This window comes from Pseudomonas sp. JH-2 (genome assembly GCF_036231725.1).
GTDB classification, from domain to species: Bacteria; Pseudomonadota; Gammaproteobacteria; order Pseudomonadales; family Pseudomonadaceae; genus Pseudomonas; species Pseudomonas delhiensis.
Genome location: NZ_JAZAQP010000019.1, coordinates 54,973 through 81,416, shown reverse-complemented (window position 1 = coordinate 81,416; position 26,444 = coordinate 54,973). Strand labels below are relative to the sequence as shown.

The following is a 26,444-nucleotide window of genomic DNA, read 5'->3' as shown; positions in this document are numbered from 1 at the left end:
ATGAGCGAGGTCAACCCGTCGCTCTACGAGCTGCTGCTGCAGAACTTCAGCGGCGAGCTGGACCTGCACCGGGTGCGCGAGGAAGACCAGGTGGTGCTGTCGGTGCTCGACAACCTGCAGCGCATCCTCAACTGCCGGGCCGGGAGCCTGAGCCATCTGCCGGACTACGGCCTGCCGGACATGAGCCAGATCCTCCAGGGCCTGCCCGGCAGCGCCCATGGCCTGATCGAGACCCTGCGCGCAACGCTGCTGCGCCACGAGCCGCGCCTGGCCGCCATCCGCGTCGAGCTGCTGCCGCAGACCCGCCCCGGGCACCTCGAATACGCGCTGGAGGTGACGCTCCGCAGCGGCGCCCACGCAACCTTCGGCACCACCCTGGCGCCTGAGGGCAAGGTGCTGCTACGGCACCTGAAGCAGGCGCAGCAACTGCGCGCGTACCCATGATCACGGACTGGATGGCCAAGGCCGAAGGGATGCCCAATGTCGGTACTGTCTGAAATGCAACTCCGCCCGGGCGCGGACCCGAGCAAGCAGGCCCCGTACATCGCGCTGGGCGAGGAGCTGGCCAAGCTGAGCCACCCGGCCTGCCCGGACGTGAACTGGCAATGGGTCGAGTACCAATGCCTGGAGCTGTTCCAGGAAAACGGCGCCGACCTGCAATCGGCCGCGGCCCTGGCCCTGGCGCGCAGCCATGTCCACGGCTTGCCGGGCATGGAGCAGGGGCTGGCGCTGGTGACCGCGCTGCTGTCGCAGAGCTGGCCGCAACTGTGGCCGGCCGCCTTGTCGGCCCGTATCCAGATACTGACCTGGCTGTTCGCCCAGTTGCAGCCGCTGGTGCGGCGCCTGGAACTGCTGGGTTCCGACCTGCCGCTGCTGGAGCGCGTCGGCAGCGGCCTGGCGGGGCTGGGCGAACTGCTGGGCCGGCACGCGCAGGTGCCCTTGCTGTCGCTGGAGGCCCTGCAGGCGCAACTGGCCAGCCTGGCCAGGCGCCTGGAGCGCGAGGCGGCGCCCGCCGAAGCGGCGCCTTTCAGCCTGCCGGCGGCGTTACCGGCCAGTATGCCTGCAACGCCGCCGCGGCCGGCGGCTTCGCCCAGCGTCCTGGTCCTGAAGCTCGACAACCCGCCGCCAGCATCCCAGTCGCAGGAGCGCCGCCGTGGCCCACGCCTGCTGTGGCTGGTGCTGCTGCTCATCCTGCTGGCCGGGCTTTCGCTGGGCAGCTTCTGGGTGTGGCACGCGGCCAGGCAGGACCGGGACGAGCAGGCCCGGGTTGCCGACCCCGTCTACCTGGACAGCCTGCTGCTCTTCGCGCCCGGCAGCGCGGAGCTGAAGCCCGAGTCGACCAAGGTCCTGATCGACGGCCTGATGCACATCAAGGCACAGCCCGACTGGCTGATCGTGCTGAGCGGGCATTCCGACAACTCGGGCAACGAACAGCAGAACTTGGCGCTGTCGCAGGCCAGGGCGGCCGCCGTGCGCGACTGGATGCAGCGCATGGGCGACATTCCGGAACGGTGCTTCGTCGTGCAGGGGTTGGGCGCCAGCCAGCCGATCGCCAGCAATGATTCGGAGCAGGGGCGCTCGGCCAACCGGCGGGTGGACGTGCGCCTGGTGCCGGCGCCGGGCGCCTGCAGCGGCGAGGCGGGGGCCGGCACGGGCCGCTGACCGACTCGTCGTCGGCGACGGGGCTCAGATCAACCCGCAGGCCTTGGCCGCCACCGCCGCCTGCGCCCGGCTGTCCACCTGCAGCTTGCTGAAGATGTGCTTCATGTGGCTCTTGATGGTTTCCGGGGTCACCCCCAGCAGCTTGGCCATCTCCTTGTTCGACTTGCCCTGGGACACCAGGTCCAGGACGTTCCGCTCCTTGCTGGTCAGGCTGATCATCAGCCGCGCGGTGTGCTGCGTGGCGCTGTCCGCCGTGCTGGGCTGCAGGTGCTGCAGGCGGGCCTTCAGCGCCGGGGCGAGGCCGGGCTGGGGCAGGGCGTGGGCGATGAGCGGCTGCAGCATGTCCTGGGCCGGCAGGTCCCGCAGCAGTTGCGGCGCGTCGCAGTGCTCCAGCAGTTCGGCGACTTCCAGCAGGCTGGCCAGGGCCTGCTCGCCGGCCCGGCGCCGCCAGTGGACCATGGCCAGGCTGCCGGCCAGGCGCAGCTGCATCAGGCGCAGGTTGTGCCGGTGGGCCAGGCGGCAGAGCCGCTCGGCGCCCTCCAGGTCGGCCTGGCGCCCCATGCCGGCGGCTTCGCACCATAGCTCCGCCAGGCTGGCGAGGCAGGCGTATTCGGAAAGCTCGGCGCTTTCGCCGCCATGGGCGAGGCGCAGGGCGTCGAGCTGGCCCAGGCAGGCGTTCGCCTCGTGGGATTTCTGTTCCAGCAGGCTGACGCGGGTCCGCTCCAGCAGCAGTTGCGCCTGCAGCCGCGGCCAGGTGCGGGCCTGCGCCAGGCGGTCGCCTTCCTCCAGGAAATAGCGCGCGCCCTGGGGGCTGGCGTGGCTGCTGCTGAGGCGGCTGGCGGTGATGAACAGCACCCCGGCGCAGTCGAGGAAGCCGCAGATCATGATGGTCTCGACGCTTTCCATGATCAGCCGCTCGGCCTCGGCCAGGCTGCCCTGCAGGTAGCGCACGCAGCCGAGGAAGCTGGCCGGCAGCGCGCGCAGCACCGAGCGGCTGGTGATGCCCCGTTCGGCGGTGACGCGCATGGCTTCCTCGAACAGCGCCACGGCCTGGCCGAAGCGGCCCTGCAGGGCTTCGCCCAGGCCCTGCAGGCTGAGGCGGTAGACCTGGTTGAACTGGTAGCGGTTGGGGTCCAGCGGTGTGCGCACCGAGGCCGGTAGGGCGTAGAACGCCTGCCAGCGGCAGGTGCGCAGGTGGCTGAAGCACAGCAGGTTGAGCAGGGTGTTGCTGATCCACGGGCGCTCGCGCAGGTGCGGGTAGCAGGCACTCGCCAGTTGGCCGGCGTCTTCGGCCTGGTCTTCCAGGGCCAGTAGCGTCGCTTCCAGCGCGCGGCATTCCCAGGCCAGGTGCTCCCGCTGTGCTTCGTCGGCGATGCCGGGCAGCGCCTGGCGCACCTCCGCGAGCAGTTGCCGGGCGCGGCCGCTGCCCATGGCCAGGCCGCTGGCCCAGCCCATGGCCAGCTTCAGTTGCGCCGGGCTTTCCAGCAGGCGGTCGTGCAACTGGCGCTGCCAGTCGACCAGGGTGACGAATTCGCCGCGCTCGACCATGTCCATGGCGCAATGCGCGATCCAGGCGCGGGCGCTGTCGTTGTCGCCGCAGGCCAGCGCGGAGCGCACGGCGTCCATCCACAGCTGCTGCCCGGCGAACCAGCGCGCGGCCTTGTCCAGGGTGGCCGCCAGCGCGTCGGCCGGCAGGCGGCGGCGCAGGTGCTCGCGGAACAGCGGGTGGAAACTGAACCACTGCGCCTGGGCGTCCAGGGTGGTGAGGAACAGCTGGCGGCGGTCGATGTCCTCGATCAGCGCGCGGCCATCGGCGGCGCCGGTCAGGGCCTCGGCCAGCACCGCGTCGAACTTGTCCACGGCCGCCAGGCGCGGCAGGCAGCCGGCCAGTCCGGCGGGCAGGCGCGCCAGCAGCTCGTCCAGCAGGCCGCTGATGCTGTTGCTCAGGCGCGCGCTGCCCGCGGGGCGTTGGCGCAGGGTGAGCAGGCTGGCGCGTAGTGCGGCGATCCAGCCCTCGGTGGCGGCGTGCAACTCCAGCAGCTCCGTGGCGTCCACGTTCGGCGTGCCGGTGCGTAGCAGCAGGTCGCGGGTTTCGTCCAGGTCGAAGCGCAACTGGCCGACGTCCACTTCCAGGCAGGCGTCGTCGTAGGTGTGGGCGATCAATGCCGCCGGCAGGTCGACGCGCCCGCAGAACACCAGGTGCAGGTTGTCCGGGGCGAAGCGCACCAGGCTGTCGAAGGCCGCGGTGAGCACCGCCGGCGGCACGCAGTGGTAGTCGTCGATGAACAGGAAGCACTGCTCGCTGCGGCGCTCCAGGTCGTTGGCCAGCAGCGTCGCCAGCTGCTCCACCGGCAGCAGCGAGAGTTCCTTGAACAGGTTGTCGTCGGCGCTGCCGTCGAAGCCCCGCTGGATGGCCGCGGCGAGGTAGAGCAGCAGGCGGTCGGCGCTGTCGTCGGCCTCGTCCAGGTTCAGCCAGGCCACCTTGCCGCCACGGGCCAGCGCCGCCTCGGCCCAGCTGCCGGCCAGGGTGCTCTTGCCGAAGCCCGGCGGGGCCTTGAGTACCGTCAGGGTGGCCTCGGCAATGCGCTCGACCAGCTGTTCCAGGCGGGGCCGGGGCAGGGTGCCGCGGGCCCGGCGGGGCGGCAGGAGTTTGGTGGAAAGCAGCGGAGAGAGCATCGTCGTCGTGGGTTCGTGGCGCGGCGTATGCCCCGCGGAGGGATACAGTATGGTGGGTAAATGGTATCCAAGTCTTTCGGCGGGTTACAGCGACAGGTCCCGATTGGCCGCGCCGCCAATGCAAAAGGCCACCCGCAGGTGGCCTTTCGTCCGAGGGGGGATTCCGCTGTCAGCGCACGCCCATGTTGCGCAGCGCGGCGGGCAGGTAGTCGGCGTTGGAAGCCTGGTAGCCGAAGTTGTAGAAGCGCTTCTCCTCGTTGGTCAGGCCCAGGGCCAGGTAGCGGCCGGACTGCAGGTCGTAGAGGGTCTCCATGGCGTACAGCGGCACCTGGTGATCGTAGAACTGCATGGCGTGGGCCTCGGCGACGCGCCACAGCAGGCCGCGGCCGTCGTAGTGGTCGATCTCGGCGGCCTGCCAGCTGTCCTCGTCGATGAAGAAGTGGCGCTTGGCGTAGATGTGGCGCTGGCCGGGCTTGAGCGTCGCTTCCACTTCCCAGACGCGGTGCAGCTCGTAGCGCGCCAGGTTCTGGTTGATGTGGCCGGCCTGGAGGATGTCCGAGTACTTCAGCTTGGTGGAGGCCAGGCGGTAGCTGTTGTAGGGGATGTAGATCTCCTTCTTGCCGATCAGCTTCCAGTCGTAGCGGTCGGGCGCGCCGTTGTACAGGTCGTAGTTGTCCGAGGTGCGCAGGCCGTCGGTGGCCTGGCCGGGGCCGTCGTAGGCCACCTGCGGGGCGCGGCGCACGCGGCGCTGGCCGGCGTTGTACATCCACGCCTGGCGCGGCTCGGCCACCTGGTCGATGGGCTCGCGTACCAGCAGCACGTTGCCCGACAGGCGCGCCGGCTGCACCACCTGCTGGGTGAAGCAGAACAGCAGGTTCTTGTTCTCGTCCGCGTTGTAGTCCTTGAGGTTGGTGCGGAAGGTGAAGTGGTCCTCGAAGGTCACCAGGCTCGGCGTGCCGTCGGCCTGCGGGGTGGCCTGGACGATCTGCCGGCTGAAACTGCCGCCGCGGTAGCGGGTGATGTGGTTCCAGATCACCTCCAGGCCGCTCTTCGGAATGGGGAAGGGCACGGCGGTGTCGAAGTCGGCCAGGCCGTTGCCGCCGGTCACCAGGCTGGTGTGGGTGGCGTTGCGCTTGGCGGCGGCGTACACCGCGTCGGGCAGGGCGGCGCTGCGGTGGCTCGGGTAGACCGGCATCACGTAGGTGCCGCCATAGCGCTTGAACATCTCCACCTGGCCGGGGGTGAGCTTGTCCTGGTACTGGGTGTAGTTGTCCTTGGTGATGGTGAACAGCGGCTTCTCGCTGGCGAAGGGGTCGCTGAGGAAGCCCTTGGCGTCCACCGGCGCGGCGTCCCTGGCCAGGCCGCCGGTCCAGGCGGGAATGCTGCCATCGGCATTGCCGGCCTTTTCCGCGCCCATGGGGGTGAGCTTGCCGCCCAGTTGCGCGGCCTCGTCGGCCGGCACGGCAGCGAGGGCGGCAGCGGAGAGTGCAGTGAGAGAGAAAGCCCCGGCGCGCAGCCAGGATCTTATTGGCGACATATTACTTTCCTCGATGTGCTGGATGCGGCGCGGTCGCGCCGGGGGCAGGTTCGGCCCTGACGCCAAGCTAGCAATCCGCCGCGCCGGAGAATGTCCCCCAAATGGGGGGCGGGCCCGGGCGGGCCCCGGTGGAGCGCGGCCTTGCGCGAAAGGTATGAATTTCGAATCACTACTAGGTTGCTTTCGACGCACCGGCTCGGCTGATTAGCTTCTGCGGCCAACAAAAACACCCAGAATGGGGAGAGCCGCATGAGTACAACGAGAAAGCGCGCCGGGTTCCCGCTGCAGGCGCTGGCCGCGGCGGTCGCGGTCGGCATCGGCGGGCACGCCCAGGCCGTCACCTTCAACATCGGCGAGATCGAGGGGCAGTTCGATTCCAGCCTGTCGGTGGGCGCCAGCTGGTCGACGAGCAAGCCGGACAAGGACTTCATCGGCGGCAACAACGGTGGCCGCGGCCTGTCGCAGACCTCCGACGATGCGCACCTGAACTTCAAGCGCGGCGAGACCTTCTCGAAGATCTTCAAGGGCATCCACGACCTGGAGCTGAAGTACGGCGACACCGGCGTCTTCGTCCGCGGCAAGTACTGGTACGACTTCGAGCTGAAGGACGAAAGCCGCCTGTTCAAGGACATCGACGACAGCGGCCGCAAGGAAGGCGCCAAGTCCTCCGGCGCCGAGCTGCTCGACGCCTTCGTCTACCACAACTACAGCATCGCCGACCTGCCGGGCAGCGTGCGCCTGGGCAAGCAGGTGGTGAGCTGGGGCGAGAGCACCTTCATCCAGGGCGGCATCAACGCCATCAACCCCATCGACGTGTCCGCCTTCCGCCGGCCCGGCGCCGAGATCAAGGAAGGCCTTATCCCGGTGAACATGTTCTATGTCTCGCAGAACATCACCGATTCCCTGTCGGCGGACGCCTTCTACCAGCTGGAATGGGACCAGACGGTGGTGGACAACTGCGGCACCTTCTTCTCCCAGGCCGACGTGGTGGCCGATGGCTGCAGCAACAACCTGGCGGTGCTGTCCCCGGCCCTGGCGCCGTTCGGCCCGGCCTTCGGCTACCAGACCACCCGCGAGGGCGTGATAGTGCCGCGCAGCGGCGACAAGGACGCCCGCGACGGCGGCCAGTACGGCATGGCCCTGCACTGGATGTCCGATGCGCTGGACACCGAATTCGGCGCCTACTACATGAACTACCACTCGCGCCTGCCGATCCTCAGCGTCAACGCCGCCGACCGCGCCACCTACGTTCGCTCGGCACAGGTGCTCGCCGGCGCGGTGCCGCAGGTGCCGGCCGCCGCGCGCCAGGGCGTGGCCATCGCCAACGTCGCCGGCGGCAGCAGCTACTTCATGGAATACCCCGAGGACATCCACCTCTACGGCCTGAGCTTCTCCACCACGCTGCCCACCGGCACCGCCTGGCAGGGCGAGATCAGCTACCGGCCCAACGCCCCGGTGCAGATCAACACCACCGACCTGCTCTACGGCGGCGTGCGCGGCCTGGCCGGGATCAACCCGGCGTTCGCCGCCTTCTCCAACTTCTCCCTGGCCGGCGGCGACCCGGCGTCCATCCCCGGCAGCTCCCTGGCCGGCTACGAGCGCAAGGAGATCACCCAGCTGCAGACCACCTTCACCCACTTCCTCGACCAGGTCATGGGCGCCGAGCGCCTGACCCTGGTGGGCGAGGTGGGCTGGACCCACGTCGGCGGCCTGGAAAGCAGCCACGACGTACGCTACGGCCGCGACCCGGTCTTCGGCCCCGGCGAACTGCCCAACAACACCTGCCGGGCCATCAACGCCAACACCGTCGGCGCCAACGGCAAGAACGTCAGCCGCTACTGCGACAGCGACGGCTTCACCACCACCGACTCCTGGGGCTACCGGATGCGCGCCATCTGGGACTACAACGACGTGTTCGCCGGGGTGAACCTCAAGCCCAGCCTGGCCTGGTCCCACGACGTCGATGGCTTCTCGCCGGGCCCGGGCGGCAACTTCGAGGAAGGCCGCAAGGCGATCAGCCTCGGCCTGGACGCCGACTACCTGAACACCTACACGGCCAGCCTGTCGTACACCAACTTCTTCGGTGGCGACTACAACACCTCCAGCGACCGTGACTTCGTCGCCCTGAGCCTGGGGGTGAACTTCTGAAGGCAAGGGCGGCGGGCCCCGGTCCGCCGCCCACACCGGCAACATCCGCTTCGGGCGGTTTGTGGGCCGCCCCTTTTACTTCCCGCCGCTCCCGGCGGGCGGCCTCTCCGGCCGTCGACAGAGCAACTCCGTGGTTTGGCGGCCCCCCGGGCCGCCCTTTTTCCCCCGTCCGGGGGATGAACCTTGTCCGGCGCGCTTCCTAGCATTGGCTGAAAAACGCCCAGCCGCGCCCGGAGTCTCCCCGCATCATGCCGCACAACCTGCCCGACCTGCCGCTGGACCACCTGTCGCGCCCGCGCCTGAGCGAGCCGCTGCTTCGGGGCAGCCCGCGCCTTCGCCTGCTCTGCGCCTGCGCCGGCAGTGGCAAGAGCCTGCTGCTGCGCGCCTGCGCCCAGGCAGCCCCGGCGAACACCGGGTTGTGCTGGCTGGACCTGCGCGGCCGGCGCATCGGCGCCAGCGAAGTGGTGCAGCGCCTGGCTTCGATGCTGGGGCTGCAGGACGCCACGGAACAGGCGCTGGAGGCGCGCCTGGCGCAGCAGGAGCGGCCGTTGTGGATCATGCTCGACCACCTGTGCGGCGCCGGCGAAGAGGTGGAAAGGCTGGTGGGCCGGCTGCTGCAGCTCGCCTCGCCGCAGGTCGGCTGGTGGGTCGCCAGCCGGCGCCGCCCGGCCTGGCCCCTGACACGCCTGCTGCTGGCCGGCGACCTGCACGAAGTGGATGCGCGGCAACTGGCCCTGAGCGAGCCCGAGTTGCAGGCGCTGCTGGAACGGCAGCCGGCCCCGCCGCTGGAGGCCGACACGCTGCTGCAGCGCACCCGTGGCTGGTGCGCCGGCGCCGCCCTGGACCTGCTGGCCGCCCGCCTGGGCGAGCCGCCGATCGGCCGCGAGCGCCTGTTGCTGAACTACCTGCACTGCGAACTGCTCGACGGCCTGCCGGCGCGCCAGCGCCAGGCGCTGTGCCAGCTGGCCTGCCTGGCGGATTTCGACAAACACCTGCTCGGCCACCTGTTCGAAGCGGGCGAGGGCGCCCAACTGCTGTCCGCGCTGCTCGACGCCGGGGCCTTCATTGAGCCCGTGGGGCCGGGCGAGGAACGCCTGCGGGTCCATCCCGCCGTGGCGGGGACGCTGGCGGCCAGCCTGTCGCCGTCGACCCGGCTTTGCCTGTATCGCCAGGCGTGCCAGTACTTCGTCGAACTGGGCGAGGAAGCGCAGGCGGTGCACTACGCATTGCTGGCCGAGCAGCCGGACATGGCGGCCAGCCTGATGGCGCGCATCGGTATCGAGGCCCTGCTGCACGGCGAAGGGCCGGCGGCGGTGCTGTGCTGGAGTGAACTCCTGCCGGAAACGCTGCTGCGCAGTACGCCGCAGGTGGTCCTGCTGCGGGCCTGGTCGCTGCTGCTGGCCGGCCGGCTGGATGAGGCCGGCGCCTGCGCCGGGCAACTCGCCGCCTTCTTGCCGAGCCCGTGCCGGCAGCGTCAGGCCGAATGGCTCGGGCACTGGCAGGCGCTGGTCGGCCAATTGCAGTTGCGTACAGGCGATGCAGTGGCTGCCGCGGCGACGCTGGAGCAGGCCCTGCAGGGCTTGCCCGGGCAGGCCTGGGCGGTGCGGGTGCTGACGCAACTGGCGCTGCTCGAACAGGCCCAGGCCGAAGGCCGCGACGACGCCGTGAGGCAGCTCGAAGACGCCGTGGCCAGGGTGGTTCGCGACCGCGATTGCCGAACCCTGGAGGCCATGCTGGTGCTCCAGCACGCCCGGCGCCTGGAATGGCGCGGCGAGTTCGCCCGCGCCGAAGGGGTGCTGAGGCGCGCGAACAGCGAACTGGCGGCCCTCGGCGGCCGGGTGCGGGGCCGCACGCAGCTGCAGCTCGCCCGCAACCTTTGGCACCAGGGTCGCCTGGCCGAGGCGCGGGAGCTGTATGCGCAAGGCCTGGCATTCTGCGGGGCCGCCGCCGACCCCGCGGTGGCCTGGGCCCACGCCGGCCTGGCCGAGATCGATGCCGCCCAGGGCGACCTGGCCAGCGCCTATGCCAGGCTCACCGAGGCCCTGCGCTGCATGCAGCTGCTGCGCGTCGCGGAACCGCTGTACCGCCCGCAGCTGGACCTGCTACGTGCCCGCCTGTGGCTGCGCGAAGGCCAGCACAGGCGCTGTGCCGAACTGGCCGAGGCCTACCTGGCGCTGTGCCTGGAGCGGCCGGGCTGGCACCTGGAATTCCCCGGCGTGGATGCGCGCCGGCAGTTCGAACTGCTCCAGGCCCGGGCCGCCGTGGCCGCCGGGCAGGACCTGGCCGAGGTGCTGCAACCCTGGCTGCAAGAGGCGCTACGGGCGAGGCAACTGGAGCTGGCTGCCGAGCTGGGCTTCGCCCTGGCCGAGGCGCACCTGGCCGGCGGCCGGCAACGCAAGGCGCAGGCGGCCCTGTTCGATGCGCTGGCCCAGGCCAGGCGCTTCGGCGGGCCCGGCACCCAGGCCTACTGGCACTCGTTCCGCCCCGAGATCGCACGCTGGGCCGGAAGGGCCGGCGAGGGTGAAGGCGAAGCGCTGGACGTCAGCCAACTGAGCCGGCGCGAGCGCTCGGTGCTGGGCATGATCGCCGAAGGCCTGGCCAACCAGGAGATCGCCGAGCGCCTGCACATTTCCCTGCACACGGTGAAAAGCCACGCCCAGCGCATCAACAACAAGCTGGGTGTGTCGCGGCGCACCCAGGCCATCGTCCGGGCGAAGGCCCTGGGCCTGGTGCATTGAGCCCTGCGCGAAATCGCTGGCCGGGGCAGGGCGCATAACCGTTCGCGGTTATCCGCCGATGGCCGATGCACCGGGGCCTGACGAAAACGGCGGATAACGCCGTAGGCGTTATGCGCCCTACGGGAACGCCATGCCTCAGGGTGACTGTAGGAGCGGGCCCTGCCCGCGATTCGCGCGCAGGGCGCGCTCCTACAGGGGATGGCGTGAGTGAGGCAACGTAGGGCGGATAACCGTTCGCGGTTATCCGCCGATGGCCGATGCACCGGGGCCTGACGAAAACGGCGGATAACGCCGTAGGCGTTATGCGCCCTACGGGAACGCCATGCCTCAGGGTGACTGTAGGAGCGGGCCCTGCCCGCGATTCGCGCGCAGGGCGCGCTCCTACAGGGGATGGCGTGAGTGAGGCAACGTAGGGCGGATAACCGTTCGCGGTTATCCGCCGATGGCCGATGCACCGGGGCCTGACGAAAACGGCGGATAACGCCGTAGGCGTTATGCGCCCTACGGGAACGCCATGCCTCAGGGTGACTGTAGGAGCGGGCCCTGCCCGCGATTCGCGCGCAGGGCGCGCTCCTACAGGGGATGGCGTGGGTGGGGCAATGTAGGGCGCATAACCGTTCGCGGTTATCCGCCGCCATTCGTGCCGCCGGGGTGTCCAGCGTAGCCGGGGTCAATCGCGGACGGAGTCCGCTCCTACGATCGTGCTTCCTGGAACCGTAGGAGCGGACTCTGTCCGCGATAGCAGGAGGTATCGGCGCGCCTCGCGGATAACGCCTTAGGCGTTATGCGCCCTACGGCTGGATGGGGGCGGGCAGAAAAATGCCCTCGTCGTCGGAGGGCATTGTCGGTGTTGCAACGGTGGCGGCTTCATCACCGCGCCTGGTGGGCCAGGGCGTACAGCTGCTTGGCTTCGCCGGCCAGGGGCGCCAGGGCGGAGGCGATGCGGGCGGTTTCCATCACCAGGACGTCGGAGCCTTCGTGGTTCTCCAGTACCCGCAGCATGTCTTCCAGGCGGCTCAGGCGCGATTCGGCGGCTTCGAACAGGTGGTTGGCGGGGGCATTGGGGTTGACGAAGAGGACGTCTTCGTACGACTGGTGCTGCAGGGGTTCCAGCTTCGCTTCGGGCACGGGCTACCTCCAGGGGGCGGGTCGGCAACGGATGCACGGTGTGGAGAGGTAGCGCATGTCCTTTGCCTCATGGGAGTGGGAAGGGCCGCGGCCCAAAAGGGCGGCGGACCGTGCGGGGGTCGCAAACCGGTGCATAGAAGCAGAAACCGGCCAGGCTGGAGCCTGACCCGCACGATCCGCCATGACTGCACCGTGCAGCGGGCAAGAAAAAGCGCCTGTGCAAGATGCATTGGCGCTTCGTGCGCTTCTATGCGGTTTCGGGTTGCGACGCCCGGCCACGGGATCACCGTGACGGGACCGAATCTAGGGGCTCGCCTTGTAAGACCACAAGGGCGAATGCGCGTGGGACTTTTCGGTTGAAACGGAGCGAGGGCGGTGTATGTACCGCCCTTCGCCATTCAGGGGTGGGCGGCGCCCGGTTCGCCCGCGGGTTTTTCCGCCGCCGGCTGTTCGCCGCCGTTCTGCACCTGGTCCACCCAGGAGTTGAACAGCTCGTAGCCCACCGCCAGCACCACCGGGCCGATGAACAGGCCGATGATGCCGTTGCTGATCATCCCGCCCAGGGCGCCGATCAGCACCACCGGCATGGGCACGGAGACGCCGCGGCCGAGCATCAGCGGCTTGAGCACGTTGTCCGACAGGCCCGCGGCTATGGTCCAGATGGCGAAGAGGATGGTGGTTGCGCCCACGCCGTCCTGGCTGAACACGTAGAGCACCACCGGCAGGGTGATCAGCAGCACCGGCAGCTGCATGATGCCCAGCAACAGCACCAGCAGGGCCAGCAGGCCGGCGCCGGGCACGCCCATCAGCACCAGGCCCACGCCCACCAGCAGCATCTGGATGAAGGCGATGCCCACCACGCCCTGGGCCACCGCGCGGATGGTGGCGGCGCACAGGCTGGCCAGCTCGGCGCCGCGCTCGGGGCTGAAGATGCGCTGGGCGATGACGGTGGCGCGCTGCGCGCTGCGCTCGCCGTTGGCCAGGAACAGCCCGGCGATGATCAGGGCGAAGACGAACACCAGCACGCCGGTGCCCACGCCGGCCAGTTTCACCAGCAGGGTCTTGCTCAGGTCCTTCAGGTGCGGGGCCACCTGCTGCAGGGCCCAGCTCAGGTCCTGGGAGGCGTGCATCCAGATGCGGTACAGCGGCTCGCCGATCACCGGCCAGCCTTGCACGGCTTCGGTGGGCGGGGGGATTTCCAGCTTCCACTCCTGGGCCGAGTGCAGCGCCAGTTGCACGGAGCTGGCGATGGATTCGCCGAGGAAGGCCAGGGGCACGATGAGGCACAGCAGGGCGAGCAGCACCAGCAGGGTGGCGGCCTTGCCCGGGGACAGGCGCAGGGCGCCGGCGATGCGGGCGTTCAGCGGGTGCAGGGTGACGGCGAGGATCACCGCCCAGAGCATCACGCCGAGGAAGGGGCGGAAGATTTCGTAGCAGAAGATCACCAGCCCGGCGATCAGCCCGGCGCGTATCAGGACGTCCAGGTAGTCGCGGGCACTGCTGATCTCGAGGAACTTGCGGGCGGCCATGCGGAAGAGCTCCATTGCGGGTGCGATGCCTGAAGGCTAGCCGCACGCGCGGGGCTCGCCAGCGCAGGGGAAAAACCGGCCTTCTCTTTGAACGACAGGCCCCCGCCAGGGCCGGGCCCAGGAGCCTGGCGGGGCCCGGCGGGGAGCGCTCGCCCGCAACGTCGGCGGGCCAAAAAGGCCATTGCATCGGAACACGAGAGCCGCCCGCCCGGAGGCCGGGTGGGCGACAACCTAGGTATAGCCGGCGGTGGCTGCCGCAGCGGCCGGGAACTGTGGCGCAGTCGATGTTTCCGGCAGGTGCCGCCGGCGCGCCGACGAATGTCGCGCCAGTGGCTACGCTTGAGCCAGGGCACCCGTGCGTGCCCGCAGGTGTAGCCATCGATGCCCGCAGCGAGGGCCAAGGAGTGGAGTACATGAGGCGCTGGTTCAGCATGCTGCTGTTGCTGTTCGTCGCGTTGCCGGGGTGGGTGCTGGCGGAGGTGCCGGCCGATGCCACGGAAGGGGTGCCGGGCACGCCGGCGGAGCTGAAGGTGGCCAACCGCAGCATCATCACCTTCCACGCCACCTTGCTGGGCGAGACGCCGGCGGCCCGCGCGCAGCGGGCCAAGGCGGTGATCGAGGAGGCCCTGCAGGGTACCGACGAGCTGCAGGTCGGCGTCGACTCCATCCTGCACAGCCAACTGGTGCTGCTGGGCGGCCGGCGGGCGTTCATCGTCTCGCCGCTGGACCTGGACGTGCCCGGCGGCTCGGTGCAGGAGGCGGCCCGGGCAGCCGCGGCCAACCTGCGCGTGGTGGTGGAGGAAACCGGCCAGGCGCGCAGCCTGCGCTTCCTGCTCATGGCGCTGGGGTTCTCGGCGCTGGCCACGCTGGTCTATGCGCTGCTGCTCAAGGGCGCCGGCTACCTGCGGCGCAAGCTGCGCGGCCGGCTGCCGCTGCTGATGCGTGAACGCACCTACCAGATCAAGGTCGGGCACACGCCGCTGCTGGACATGCAGTACGTGTTCTACCTGGCGGACCGCCTGCTGGCATTGCTGTACTGGGTGTTCGTACTGCTGTGCAGCTACAAGTGGCTGAGCTTCGTGCTCTCGCAGTTCCCCTACACCCGCCCCTGGGGCGAGAGCCTCAACCTGTATTTGCTGGAGCTGGCCAACTACCTGCTGGACGGCATCGTCGGCGCCATCCCGGGCATCGCCGTGGCCGTGGCGATCTTCTTCATCGCCCGCGGCGTGAGCGGCTTCAGCCGGCGCCTGCTGGAACGCCTGGCGCGCCCCGGGAACATCCGCTGGCTAACCGTGGAGACGCTGCAGCCGACCACGCGCCTGACGTCCCTGGCCATCTGGCTGTTCGCCCTGGTGATGGCCTACCCGTACCTGCCGGGCTCGGGCACCGACGCCTTCAAGGGGCTTTCGGTGCTGCTGGGCCTGATGATCTCCCTGGGCGCGTCGAGCATGGTCGGCCAGGCCGCCGCCGGGCTCATCCTCACCTATTCGCGCACGCTCCGGGTGGGCGAGTACGTGCGGGTGGGCGACAACGAGGGCACGGTCACCGAGGTGGGCATGTTCAACACCACCATCCGCACCGGCCTGGGCGAGGTGCTGACGCTGCCCAACTCGATGATCACCGGCTCGGTGACGCGCAACTATTCGCGCGCCGTGCAGGGCACCGGCTACATCGTCGATACCGTGGTGACCATCGGCTACGACACGCCCTGGCGCCAGGTGGAGGCGATGCTGATCGAGGCTGCCCGGCGCACCGACGGCATTCTCGGCAAGCCCCGGCCGCAGGTGTTCCAGACCGGCCTGTCGGACTTCTACCCCGAGTACCGCCTGGTGGCCCAGGCCGTGCCCAGCGAACCGCGGCCGCGCGCCGAGCTGCTGAGCCTGCTGCACGCGAACATCCAGGACGTGTTCAACGAATACGGCGTGCAGATCATGTCGCCGCACTACCTGGCCGACCCCGCGCAGGAGAAGTGGGTACCCCGGGACAGGTGGTACAGCGCGCCGGCCGCGCCACCGGCCGGGGAGGGCGACCCCGGGGCCGATCCGCGCCGCTAGTCGGTGGCCCCCGGCATGATGATGCCGGGGTCGCCGTGCAGGCGCCGGTGCTCCAGGGGCGTCATGTCGAACCAGCGCTGGTGCGCGCGGCAGAACGAGGTGGTGCGCCGGTAGCCCAGCTCGCTGGCGATCTGCGCCACGCCCAGGTTGGTCCGGCGCAGCATCTGTTCGGCCTGGCGGCGGCGGATGCGGTCCAGGTGTTCCTCGAAGTCGATACCATCGTCGGCGAGGCGCCGCTGCAGCGTCCTGGGGTGCAGGCCGAGGGCGTGGGCGACCTGCTCCAGGCTGCAGCGGTGGTTCGGCAGCAGGATGCGGATCTTGCGCGCCACTTTCTCGCGCAGGTCGTCGTTGACGTCGCTGTAGGTCTCCAGGTAGAAGCGCACGATGGAGTGCAGGATCGCGTCGTGGTGGAGGCAGGCGCGCTGCAGCACCTCCGCGGGCATGACCAGGGCGTTGTGGTCCTGGCCGAACAGCACCGGGCAGCCGAAGTACTCGCGATAGGTCTCCATTTCGCCCACGGCCTGGTGGCGGAACATCACGGCCTTGGGAGTCCAGGGGGTGCCGCTCACTTCGCTGACCAGCAGTTTGCCGTGCAGCACCGATTTCTCCACGATCTGCGGCGTCTGGATGTTGCTGGGCAGGGCATTGTCGAAGTACAGCAGCGCCTGGCCGGGGCGGCGTTCCAGGCGATAGAGGATGGAAGGGCTGTATATGCTCATGTAGCGGATCACCGCCACCAGGGCGTCGCCCACCGTGGGCGCGGAGTGGGCCAGGTGCTGCAGCGGGCCTGCCAGCGCGAAGCCCTGGCGGGTGGCCAGCTCCAGGCCGAAGTGCGGTAGGTCGAGGGCCCGGGCGCTGCCCTCGAAGATCTGCACCAGGCTCTTGTAGGGCAGTTGCTTGTCGAAACTGCCGACCACGTCCAGGCCGATGCGATGGGGGGCGAGGAAGTCGCGCACGGAGGCGCCGCGCTCGGTGACCAGTTCGCCGAATTTGAGAAAGGCTGTGCCGCGAATGCTATCCATGTCCGTTCTTGTTCGTAGCCGGTGGGTTGCCCGTCAGTATGGCCGCCGAGGTGGGGCCTGCACGCTGGGGCGATGAGCTGTCGTGTATGGGGTGCTGCGGAAAAGGCGCCCGGGGCAGCGGGGCCCCGGGCGGCGGGGCTTACTTCTTCAGTGCCTGGAACGACTTGACCATGTCCGCGGCCCAGCCGTCGAGCACGGCGCGGGCGTCGCTGGCCTTCATGACCTGGGAGGAGTTCTCCAGCTCGGCGCCGGCGCCCTTGCGCACAACCTCGGCCACCACCTGGCTGTTGCCGCCGTCAAGGAAGGCCGCCTCGGTGGCGATGCTGGTGTCCTGGTCGCGGATGCCGGTGGCGACGCTGACGCCGGCGGCCACCAGGGCGATGGGGATCACCTCGTAGGGCTGCAGGCCCTTGGTCGAGGCGCTCACCCCGGTGATCGCCGGGCGCACCACCAGCACGCCCGGGCCGGGGCCGCCGGCCAGCGGCAGGACCTTGGCGAATTGCGTCTGCAGGGCCTGGTCGTAGTAGGTGGTGATGCCGCTCAGGGTGCTCTGCGGGATCTTCTCGGTGGGTTGCGGCTGGGGATAGAGCTGGCTCGGCTCGACATAAACGCTGGTGAAGCGGTTGACGTCGATGCCCGGCTGGATCCAGCGCATGACCGGTGCTCCGGAAGGCGATTTTTCTTCCTTCAGCACGCTGTAGTTCTTGAGGAAACCGGAGTACTGCTCGGGCTCGACGTACTTGCTCGCGCAGCCGGAGAGCACGAGGGACACCAGGCACACGGATACCGCTAACGACTTCAACTTCATCGAGTTGCTCCTTGTGGACGGTTCTGTAGTCAGTGAGATTAGTGCTGTCCTGGCCGGGCCGCCACGCGTGCCCTAGAAGCGCCAGGTCGCGCCACCGCCGATGATGTGCAGCGCGGCGTCCTTGTAGGTGCCGGAGAGCGTGGTGCCCGAGCGCGCCTTGGTCTGCTGGTCATCCATGTCGCCCAGCCATACCAGAGTGTAGGCCAGGTGCAGGTCCAGGCCCTCGTCGACCTGGTAGTTGACCCCGGTGGCCAGGCGCCAGGCCTCGCCCATGGGGTTGTCGACGGTGCGGTCCTTGTCGTCCACCGCGGAGCTGTCGTAGCCCAGGCCGAAGCTCCAGCGCCATTGCTTGCTGGCCTGGTACTGGGCGCCGAGGGAGGCGTGCCAGGTGTCCTTGTACTGGCGGTCGACGGTGCGGCTGACGCCGCCGGCGTTGGCGTCCACTTCCACGCCGATGTCGCCGAAGTCGCTCCAGTCCTGCCAGCCCAGGCTGCCCAGCAGCTTCCACTGCGCGTCGAGGTCGTGGGCCACGCTCAGCAGCACTGTCTGCGGCACGTTCATGTCCAGCTCCAGCGAGTCCACGTCGGCGCGGCGCAGGGCGGCATTGATGATCGGGTTGCTGACCTTGCGCACGTCGGGGCTGTCCTTGAACTCCAGCTTGACCTTGCTGGTGTAGGCCAGGCCGATCTGCGTGCTGGGGCTGACGCGGTAGAGCAGGCCGAGGTTGATGCCGGTGCCGACGTCGGTGTCCTTGTACTCCAACTGGCCGTCGGGGCGGTCGAGCAGGCCCAGCAGGTTGTTGTTGATGGCCGTCTCGTTGCGGTAGTAGGCGTACATGATGCGCGGGCCGATGCCCACGGACAGGTCGTCGGTGAACTTGTGCGCCAGGGTCGGCTGGAAGGACACGCCGATGACTGCCGCCTCCTGGTTGAAGTAGCGGCCGGCCCAGTCGTCGTCGTAGTCCAGGGCCAGGCCGAAGTTGCCGTACATGCCGAAGCCGATGGCCGAGCGCTCGTCGAGCTGGTGGCTGATGAACAGGCTGGCGCCGGGCAGGTACTGCAGCGCGTTGCCGCCTTCGTTGCCGTCGAACTGGTTGGCGCCATCGCGGGAGAAGCGCAGGTGGCCGAGGATCAGCTGGCCATTGGCGCTGACCTGCGTGCCCTTGAGTTCGGTGATGCCGGCGGGGTTGCTCATCAGCACGCTGGGGTCACTGGCCAGGGCGGCGGCGCCGGCGTTGGCCAGGCCGTTGCCTTCCTGGCCGGCCTCGTAGATGAGGATGCCGCCGGCCCAGGCATGGGCGCTGGACAGGCCCAGGGCCACGGTCACGGCCAGGGTCTTCAGTCGCAGGCGGCGAGGCGGCGAGTGGTGGTGCATGGCGCTTCCTTTTGCTCGTGTATCGGGTGGGTTCCGGAACAGGCCTCGCTTGCCTTGCACACGCGAGAACCACCCCTTTGGGGGAGTGTTGTGACACAGACCAGCCTAGATACTGACAGCGGTTACGCAACCTCGCCGGTTCCGTGTTTCGTCGGGGATGCTCATTACACGACAGTGCGGCTTTTCCCGTGGCGCAGAACGAGGCGCGGGCTAGAGTTAGGGCAACCCTGCGCCAGCGCAGTGGAGTGGCAAAGCGCCAGGCATGGTGCGCCCGCCGCAGGGAAACCGCATGCGATGCGACGGCCGGAACAAGGAAAAAGACAGTGAGCACACGTGAGCAGATCGCCAGCCTGGAAGCCAGCGTCGGTGCGCAGGTACTGGGGCAGGAAGAGACCATCCGCAACATCCTGCTGGGGCTGCTGGCCAACGGCCATGTGTTGCTGGAGAGCCTGCCCGGCCTGGCCAAGACGCGCACGGTCAAGGCCCTGTCGAAGAACCTCGACGCGCGCATGAGCCGCATCCAGTTCACCCCCGACCTGCTGCCCTCGGACATCACCGGCGGCGAGATCCTGCAGCAGACCGAGGCCGGCAACCAACTGAAGTTCCAGCCCGGCCCGCTGTTCGGCAACGTCATCCTCGCCGACGAGATCAACCGCGCCCCGGCCAAGGTCCAGGCGGCCCTGCTGGAGGCCATGGAGGAGCGCCAGATCACCGTGGCCGGGCAGACCCACGCCATGCCCGGGCTGTTCATGGTGCTGGCCACGCAGAACCCCATCGAGCAGGAAGGCACCTACCCGCTGCCCGAGGCGCAGATGGACCGCTTCCTGATGAAGCTCTTGATCGACTACCCCAGGGTGGAGGACGAGACCCAGGTGCTGCGCCTGGTGCGCGCCGAGGAGCAGCGCCAGCAGGCCGGCGCAGCCGCCGAGGCGCCCGCGCCGCTGGCCCAGGAGGCGATCTTCGCCGCCCGCCGCGAGGTCGGCCAGGTGCACGTGGCCGAGGCCATCGACCGCTACCTGATCGACCTGATCAACGCCACCCGCCGCCCGGCCGACTACGACGCGGACCTGGCGCGCTGGATCAAGGTCGGCGCCAGCCCGCGCGGCGGCATCAGCCTGGACCGCGTGGCGCGCGCCCACGCCTGGCTGGCCGGCAGCGACTACGTCTCGCCCGACGACGTGCGCGCCGTGCTGCACCCGGTGCTGCGCCACCGCCTGCTGCTGTCCTACGACGCCGTGGCCGACGGCGTGAGCGCCGACCAGGTGGTCGACCGGCTGCTCGACAAGGTCGCGGTACCGGCCTGAGGGGAGGGTAGCCATGGCCCCTGCAACGCCCGTCGCCGACGGCTTCGTCTACGCCTCGCTGGAGCAGCTGATGCTGCTGGAGCACCAGGTGCGCGGGCTCAGCTTCCTGTCGCGGCAGCCGCTGTCCAGCGTGCTCTCCGGCAACCACGCGGCGCGTTTGCGCGGCCGCGGGCTGAGCTTCGACGAACTGCGCCAGTACAGCCCTGGCGACGACCTGCGGCACCTCGACTGGCGCGCCTCGCTGCGCTACGGCAAGCCCTTCGTGCGCAGCTACACCGAGGAGCGCGACCGCCCGACGCTGCTGCTGGTGGACCAGCGCATGAGCATGTACTTCGGCTCCAAACGCAACTTCAAGTCGGTGACCGCTGCGGAGCTGGCGGCCATCGGCGCCTGGATGGCCTTCCATGCTGGCGACCGGGTGGGCGGGCTGGTGTTCGGCGACCAGCGCATCGACTACGTGCGCCCGTTGCGCAGCCGCGCGCGGGTGGAGGCGCTGTGCTCGGCGGTGGTGCGGCACAACCATTCGCTGCAGGCGACACGCACCGACGACGAGTCGCCGGGGCAGCTCGACCGGGTGCTGCGCGAGTGCCTGGCGGTGGCCGGGCACGACGCGCTGATCGTGATCATCAGCGACTTCGCCGGCGTCGGCCCGCAGACCCTGCAGCTGCTGCGCCAGCTGAGCGCGCACAACGACGTGCTGGCGCTGCAGGTGTTCGACCCCATCGCCCTGAAGATTCCCGACCGCGGCCGCGTCACCGTCACCCAGGGCGAACTGCAGGTGGAACTGGAAGTGGGCCGGCGCCAGGTGCACCAGCCGCTGGGCGAATTCCTCTCCGGGCGGCTGAAGGACGTGGCCACGCTGCTGCGCCGCAGCCAGGTGCCGCTGATGATGTTCAGCACCGGGCGCGAGAGCCTGGAGCAGCTGCGCGGCGAACTGGGCCGGCTATCGGGCGTGCCGCGATGAGCCTGGCCGCCGTACCGGGCATCGACCAGCTGCAGGAGCTGGCGCTGCCGCCACCGGTCACCGGCTACTGGCCGCAGACCTGGGGCTGGCTGGTGCTGGCGCTGGTGCTGGTCGCCTTGCTGGCGGCCTGGGGCACCTGGCGCTACCTGCGCTGGCGGCGCGACCGCTACCGGCGCGAGGCCCTGGCCCTGCTGGACCAACTGAGCGCCGAGCTGGCCGACCCGCAGCGCCGCCTGGGCGCCCTGCGCGAACTACCGCAGCTGCTCAAGCGCGTGGCCCTGTCGCTGCCCGGCGGCGAGGCCGCGGCGCGCCTGGGCGGGCCGCAGTGGCAGGCGTTCCTGCAACGGCGCAGCGCCACGCCGCTGCCGGCGGACCTGGCGCAGCGCCTGGCGCTGCTCGCCTACGCCCCGGCCGAGCGCCTGCAGGCCCTGGCCGACAGCGAGGTACAGGCGCTGCTGGCAGCCTGCCGGCACTGGATCGAGGTCCACCATGTGGCAGTTTGATTATCCCTGGCTGCTGTTCCTGCTGCCGCTGCCCTGGCTGGCGTACCGCTACCTGCTCGCCTACCACGAGTCGCGCAGCGCCCTGCGCGTGCCGTTCTTCGCCGCCATGAGCCGCGCCACCGGCCAGGCCCCGGGCAGTGGCCGGGCCGCCGGCGGGCGCTGGCAATTGTGGCTGAACCTGCTGGTGTGGGCCCTGCTGGTGGCCGCCTGTGCGCGCCCGGTGCTGGTGGAGAAGCCCATCGAGAAGGAACGGCCGATCCGCGACCTGATGCTGGCGCTGGACATCTCCCAGTCCATGGAGACCCGCGACTACGCAGGCCCCGACGGGCAGAAGGTGGACCGCCTGAGCGCGGTGAAGAGCGTGGTGCGCGACTTCATCGCCAGGCGCAAGGACGACCGCATCGGCCTGATCGTCTTCGGCACCGGCGCCTTCCCCCAGGCGCCGCCGACCCTGGACCACGCCAGCCTGCTGATGCTGCTGGACGAGGTGGGCATCGGCATGGCCGGGCCGAACACCGCCCTGGGCGATGCCATTGGCCTGACCATCAAGCTGCTGGCCGACGCCCGGGAGCAGGAGAAGGTGCTGATCCTGCTCACCGACGGCAACGACACCGCCAGCGCCATCACCCCCGACCACGCGGCGGCCATGGCCCGCGAGCACGGCATCGTGGTGCACACCATCGGCATCGGCGACCCCGCGGCCAGCGGCGAGGCCAAGGTGGACCTGGACGGCCTGCGCGGCATCGCCCAGGCCACCGGCGGGCGCTTCTTCCGCGCAGGCGACAGCGGTGCCCTGCAGCAGGTGTACGCCACCCTGGACCGCATCACCCCGCACAAGGTGAAAACCTTCAGCCACCAGCCCAAGCGCGACCTGTTCTGGCTGCCCCTGGGCGCGGCGCTGCTGGCCCTGGCGCTGGCCCATGGCCTGGCGGCCCTGGCCGGGCGCGTGAGCGCGCCGGGGCGGCGCCAGACGCAGGTGGAGGGCTGAGATGGATATCGACCTCGCCGCCTTCCACTTCCTGCGCCCGCTGTGGCTGCTGGCACTGCTGCCCGGCGTCCTCTTCCCGCTGCTGTGGGCGCGCCGCCACGACCTGGCGCGGCGCCTGGACGGCATCATCGCCCCGCACCTGCTGCAGCACCTGGTGATCACCCCGCAGGACAACCAGCGCCTGCGCCCGGTGCACCTGCTCGGCGCCTTCCTGGTACTGGGCGGCATCGCCGCCGCCGGGCCGACCTGGGAGCAGGACCGTCCGGCCTTCCTCGACAACCGCGCGCCGCTGATCCTGGCCCTGGACCTGTCGCCCTCGATGGACGCCGCCGACGTGCCGCCCTCGCGCCTGGAGGCGGCCAAGCACAAGCTGCACGACCTCATCCAGCGCCGCGCCGGCGGCCATACCGCGCTGCTGGCCTATGCCGGCAGCGCGCACCTGGTGCTGCCGGCCACCGAGGACCCGGCCCTGCTGGACAGCTTCCTGCAGGCGCTGTCCAGCAACCTGATCGAGCGCAGCGGCAAGGACGCCCTGGGCGCCATCGAGGTGGCCAAGCGCCTGCTGGCCGCCGAGCAGGCGCCCGGCACCCTGGTGCTGGTCACCGACGGCGCCGACCGCACCCAGTTCGACGCCATCGGCAAGGCCCTGCAGGGCAGCGAGCTGCAGGTGCTGGTGCTGGCCGTGGGCAGCCAGGACGGCGGCCTGCTCAAGGGCGGCCAGGAGGACGCCGAGGGCCGGCCGCTGCTGGCGCGCTTCGACGCCGAGGGCCTGAAGGGCCTGGCCGACGCCGCCGACGCGCCCCTGGGCAGCCTGACGCTGAACGACGACGACCTGGACTGGATCGAACTGCACGCCCAGCAGCACTTCCAGGCGGCCCAGGACGACGGCCGCGAACTGCACTGGAAGGACGCCGGCTACTGGCTGTGCTGGCCGTTGCTGGCGCTGGCGCTGCTGGCCGTCCGCAAGGGCTGGCAGGTGCACTGGCTGGGCGCCGCGCTGCTGGCCCTGGGCCTGGGCTGGCCGGCGCCGCCGGCACACGCCGGGCCGCTGGCGGACGCCTTCTTCACTGCCGACCAGCAGGGCCGCTGGGCCTTCGAGCACGAGCACTACCCGCAGGCCGCGGCGCACTTCCAGGATGTGTACTGGAAGGGCATCGCCGCCTACCGCGCGGCGGACTACCCACTGGCCCTGGCCAGCTTCGCCCGGCTGGACACGGCGCAAGCGTATTTCTACCTGGGCAACACCTATGTGCGCCTGAGCAAGTTCGAGCAGGCCATCGCCGCCTACCGCCAGGCCCTGGCGCGCCAGGCGGACTTCCCCGAGGCCAAGGCCAACCTGGCCCTGGCGCAGGCCCTGCAGAAGGACCGCGACGCCCAGCAGGAAGCCGGGCCGCCGGACGAGAAGGCCGACAAGGAGGTGTTCGACAACACCACCGGCAAGGGCAAGTCGGTGCAGAGCCAGACCGGCCAGGCCAGCTCCGACGAGCAGTGGCTGAGCAACCTGACCACCTCGCCGGCGCGCTTCCTCAAGCGCAAGTTCCTGCTGCAGGACGCCGCGCGCAACCCGGCCACGGAGGCCACGCCATGAAGCGCCTGCTGCTGTGCCTGCTGCTGGCCCTGCCCGTGCCGGCGCTGGCCGACGAACCGCTGGTGAAGGTGCGCAGCCAGCTGCTGCCGGGCGACTCGGTGCTGGTGGGCGGCACCCTCAGCCTGCAGCTGGACCTGCTGGTGGACACCTGGTTCAGCGCAGCGCCGCAACTGCCCAAGCTGGCGCTGGACGGCGCGGTGGTGTCGGTGCCCAGCGGCGAGGCCACGCACCTCACCGAGCAGATCGACGGCAAGCCGTTCTTCGGCCTGCGCTACAGCTACCAAATCACCCCGCAGCAGGCCCGCGCCTTCGACATTCCCGCCCTGGCCATCCAGGTGCAGCCGGGGCAGGGCAGCGGGCCGCTGACGGTGCACAGCCAGCCCCTGCATTTCACCGCCCGCGAGCCCGCCGGCGGCGAGGCCGGGGCGCAGCGGCTGGTGGCCCGGCAGCTCGACTTCAGCCAGGTGCTGGAGCAGTCGCACAAGCCGCTGCGGGTAGGCGACAGCGTCACTCGGCGCCTCCACGTGCAGGCCGAGGGGGCCCAGGCGATGTTGATCCCGGCGCCGGCCTTCGCCGAGGTGGACGGGCTGCGCCGCTACGTGCAGACGCCGACGGTGAAGCCCATGGGCGACGGGCGCGGTGGCGTCGACGGCGGCGAGCGCGAGGATGCGGCGACCTACGTGGTGAGCGAGGCCGGCCGCTTCAGCCTGCCGGCCATCGAGCTGCGCTGGTGGGATGCCGCCACGGGCGAGCAGAAGACCGCCTCCGTGCCGGCCCTGGACCTGGAGGCCAAGGGCGCGGCCGGCTACCAGGCGCCGTTCTCCATCACCGAGGACCTGCGCCGCCTGGGGCAGAAGGCCCAGGTGCACATCGCCGGGCACTGGCTGCTCATCGGCCTGGCCCTGGTGCTGCTGGCCGCGCTGGCATTCGCCGGGCAGCGCTGGGGCGCGCCGCTGGTCGGCCAATGGCGCAGCTGGCGCCAGCGCCGCCAGCAGGCCTGGCTGGACTCTCCCGAATACGCCTGGCGCCAGGTGCGCCCGCAGCTCGAAGGCTCGCCGCCGCAGCTGGGCGCGCTGTACCTGTGGCTGCGCCGGCGCACCGGATGTCACGAAATGAGTAGCGCCTTTGGCCGCCTGCCCGAGCCGACTGTCGATTATTTGCTAGCGTTTTTCAGAACTCGCTATGGACGCGAACACCGTGCAGACACCCCGGAGGCGCTTCTGAAGGCGCTGCCCGGGCTGCCGAAGGCTGTTGCCGAACACGACGAACCCGCACCGGCGCACCACAGCCTCAAGCCGTTGAACCCCTGAAGCAAGGACGTCCCATGTACGCACACCGCACGCCGCCCACCCTGCGCTGGATCTTCACCCTGCTGCTCTGCCTGCCGCTGCTGGCCCAGGCGGCCGAGGTGCTGCCGTCGTGGAACGACGGGCCCTCCAGGCAGGCCATCGTGAAGTTCGTCGAGGCGGTGAGCACCGAGGGCGGCAAGGACTACGTGAAGCCCGCCGAACGCATCGCCGTGTTCGACAACGACGGCACCCTGTGGAGCGAGCAGCCGCTGTACTTCCAGGTGCTGTTCGCCCTGGCCGAGGTGAAGCGCATGGCGCCGCAGCACCCGGAGTGGAAGGAGCAGATGCCGTTCAAGGCGGTGCTGGAGAACGACCAGAAGGCCCTGGAGGCGGCCGGCATGCGCGGCCTGCTGGAGATCGTCATGGCCACCCACACCAACATGAGCACCGAGGCCTTCACCGACAACGCCCGGCGCTGGCTGGCCAGCGCCACGCACCCGCGCAGCCACAAGCCCTACACCGAGATGGTCTACCAGCCGATGCTGGAACTGCTGGGCTACCTGCGCGAGCACGGCTTCAAGACCTACATCGTCTCCGGCGGCGAAGTGGCCTTCATGCGCGCCTTCGCCGAGGAGGTCTACGGCATCCCGCCGGAGCAGGTGATCGGCACCACCTTCGCCACCCGCTTCCAGGACGACGAGGGCGCGCTGTCGATCCAGCGCCTGCCCAAGCTCACCCACAACGACGACGGCGCCGGCAAGCCCGAGAGCATCGACGCCATCATCGGCCGCCGGCCGATCCTCGCCTTCGGCAACTCCGACGGCGACCTGCAGATGCTGCAATGGACCACCGCGGGCGAAGGCCTGCGCTTCGCCGGCCTGGTGCACCACACCGACGGCGAGCGCGAATGGGCCTACGACCGCCAGAGCAAGGTCGGGCGCCTGGACAAGGCGCTCGACGAGGCCACGGAGAAGGGCTGGACGGTAGTGGACATGGCGAAGGAGTGGAAGCGGATCTATCCGTTCGAACAGCAAGCGGGAAACAACTGAACCGCAGGATCGCAGCGGGGCGCCAGCCGGCCGGTCGGCGCCCCCGGTGAACGTAGTCGTGGCTCACGACAAGCAAACTGGAA

The 26,444-nt window shown here is 70.0% G+C and carries 19 protein-coding genes; 12 read left to right on the top strand and 7 right to left on the bottom strand.

The window, feature by feature from the left end:
• Nucleotides 1-444, top strand: a complete 444-nt coding sequence (gene tssE / locus VV867_RS15290) for a type VI secretion system baseplate subunit TssE (RefSeq protein WP_109934061.1) — start codon at nucleotides 1-3, stop codon at nucleotides 442-444.
• A 54-nt stretch (nucleotides 445-498) separates the two neighbouring features.
• On the top strand, nucleotides 499-1,662 hold the full coding sequence (locus VV867_RS15285; protein ID WP_328566867.1) for an OmpA family protein: 1,164 nt from the start codon (nucleotides 499-501) through the stop codon (nucleotides 1,660-1,662).
• 24 nt (nucleotides 1,663-1,686) lie between these two features.
• Here VV867_RS15285 and VV867_RS15280 read toward each other — a convergent pair whose 3' ends face one another.
• The gene (locus VV867_RS15280) at nucleotides 1,687-4,338 is read right to left on the bottom strand and encodes a LuxR C-terminal-related transcriptional regulator (RefSeq protein ID WP_328566866.1); all 2,652 of its coding nucleotides are present in this window, start codon (nucleotides 4,336-4,338) and stop codon (nucleotides 1,687-1,689) included.
• 169 nt (nucleotides 4,339-4,507) lie between these two features.
• Nucleotides 4,508-5,875 carry a DUF1329 domain-containing protein gene (locus VV867_RS15275; protein WP_109934058.1) on the bottom strand — a complete coding sequence of 456 codons (1,368 nt, stop codon included), beginning with the start codon at nucleotides 5,873-5,875 and terminating at the stop codon, nucleotides 4,508-4,510.
• Nucleotides 5,876-6,124: 249 nt separating this feature from the next.
• On the opposite strand from VV867_RS15275, the gene VV867_RS15270 reads away from it, so the two are divergent.
• The gene (locus VV867_RS15270) at nucleotides 6,125-8,023 is read left to right on the top strand and encodes a DUF1302 domain-containing protein (protein ID WP_109935726.1); all 1,899 of its coding nucleotides are present in this window, start codon (nucleotides 6,125-6,127) and stop codon (nucleotides 8,021-8,023) included.
• A gap of 248 nt (nucleotides 8,024-8,271) precedes the next feature.
• A complete protein-coding gene (locus VV867_RS15265) occupies nucleotides 8,272-10,761 on the top strand; it encodes a LuxR C-terminal-related transcriptional regulator (protein ID WP_328566865.1) in 2,490 nt (829 codons plus the stop codon).
• An 870-nt stretch (nucleotides 10,762-11,631) separates the two neighbouring features.
• Here the strand turns inward: VV867_RS15265 and VV867_RS15260 are convergent.
• The gene (locus VV867_RS15260) at nucleotides 11,632-11,889 is read right to left on the bottom strand and encodes a hypothetical protein (protein WP_089393320.1); all 258 of its coding nucleotides are present in this window, start codon (nucleotides 11,887-11,889) and stop codon (nucleotides 11,632-11,634) included.
• A gap of 398 nt (nucleotides 11,890-12,287) precedes the next feature.
• Nucleotides 12,288-13,418, bottom strand: coding sequence for an AI-2E family transporter (locus VV867_RS15255; protein ID WP_328566864.1), 1,131 nt, complete (start codon nucleotides 13,416-13,418; stop codon nucleotides 12,288-12,290).
• 431 nt (nucleotides 13,419-13,849) lie between these two features.
• Here VV867_RS15255 and VV867_RS15250 point away from each other — a divergent pair, with 431 nt between their 5' ends.
• A complete protein-coding gene (locus VV867_RS15250) occupies nucleotides 13,850-15,472 on the top strand; it encodes a mechanosensitive ion channel family protein (RefSeq protein ID WP_442965032.1) in 1,623 nt (540 codons plus the stop codon).
• Here VV867_RS15250 and VV867_RS15245 read toward each other — a convergent pair.
• The 3 genes from VV867_RS15245 to VV867_RS15235 all read right to left on the bottom strand — a co-directional run bounded on the left by VV867_RS15245 (nucleotide 15,469) and on the right by VV867_RS15235 (nucleotide 18,676).
• Entirely contained in the window at nucleotides 15,469-16,494 is a 1,026-nt protein-coding gene (locus VV867_RS15245; RefSeq protein ID WP_328566862.1) for an AraC family transcriptional regulator, read from the bottom strand. The genes VV867_RS15250 and VV867_RS15245 overlap by 4 nt on opposite strands.
• A 139-nt stretch (nucleotides 16,495-16,633) precedes the next feature.
• Nucleotides 16,634-17,302 (bottom strand): DUF3313 domain-containing protein, encoded by a 669-nt coding sequence (locus VV867_RS15240; protein WP_328566861.1) that lies wholly within the window; start codon nucleotides 17,300-17,302, stop codon nucleotides 16,634-16,636.
• Between the two features lie 72 nt (nucleotides 17,303-17,374).
• Nucleotides 17,375-18,676: an OmpP1/FadL family transporter gene (locus VV867_RS15235; protein ID WP_328566860.1), complete on the bottom strand. Its 1,302-nt coding sequence runs from the start codon at nucleotides 18,674-18,676 to the stop codon at nucleotides 17,375-17,377.
• Nucleotides 18,677-18,999: 323 nt separating this feature from the next.
• Here VV867_RS15235 and VV867_RS15230 point away from each other — a divergent pair, with 323 nt between their 5' ends.
• From VV867_RS15230 to VV867_RS15200, 7 genes are read left to right on the top strand one after another with little or no spacing between them, the layout of a single operon-like run.
• The gene (locus VV867_RS15230; protein ID WP_109935720.1) at nucleotides 19,000-19,980 is read left to right on the top strand and encodes an AAA family ATPase; all 981 of its coding nucleotides are present in this window, start codon (nucleotides 19,000-19,002) and stop codon (nucleotides 19,978-19,980) included.
• 13 nt (nucleotides 19,981-19,993) lie between these two features.
• Nucleotides 19,994-20,944 carry a DUF58 domain-containing protein gene (locus VV867_RS15225; protein WP_109935719.1) on the top strand — a complete coding sequence of 317 codons (951 nt, stop codon included), beginning with the start codon at nucleotides 19,994-19,996 and terminating at the stop codon, nucleotides 20,942-20,944.
• Nucleotides 20,941-21,447, top strand: coding sequence for a DUF4381 domain-containing protein (locus VV867_RS15220; RefSeq protein WP_109935718.1), 507 nt, complete (start codon nucleotides 20,941-20,943; stop codon nucleotides 21,445-21,447). Before VV867_RS15225 ends, VV867_RS15220 begins: the two co-directional genes overlap by 4 nt.
• Entirely contained in the window at nucleotides 21,434-22,435 is a 1,002-nt protein-coding gene (locus VV867_RS15215; protein ID WP_328566859.1) for a vWA domain-containing protein, read from the top strand. The genes VV867_RS15220 and VV867_RS15215 overlap by 14 nt, the downstream gene beginning before the upstream one ends.
• A gap of 1 nt (nucleotide 22,436) precedes the next feature.
• Nucleotides 22,437-24,023, top strand: coding sequence for a VWA domain-containing protein (locus VV867_RS15210; RefSeq protein ID WP_328566858.1), 1,587 nt, complete (start codon nucleotides 22,437-22,439; stop codon nucleotides 24,021-24,023).
• Nucleotides 24,020-25,333, top strand: a complete 1,314-nt coding sequence (locus VV867_RS15205; RefSeq protein ID WP_109935715.1) for a BatD family protein — start codon at nucleotides 24,020-24,022, stop codon at nucleotides 25,331-25,333. The genes VV867_RS15210 and VV867_RS15205 overlap by 4 nt, the downstream gene beginning before the upstream one ends.
• A gap of 14 nt (nucleotides 25,334-25,347) precedes the next feature.
• The gene (locus tag VV867_RS15200) at nucleotides 25,348-26,361 is read left to right on the top strand and encodes an HAD family hydrolase (RefSeq protein ID WP_275630078.1); all 1,014 of its coding nucleotides are present in this window, start codon (nucleotides 25,348-25,350) and stop codon (nucleotides 26,359-26,361) included.
• The last annotated feature ends 83 nt before the right edge of the window (nucleotides 26,362-26,444 follow it).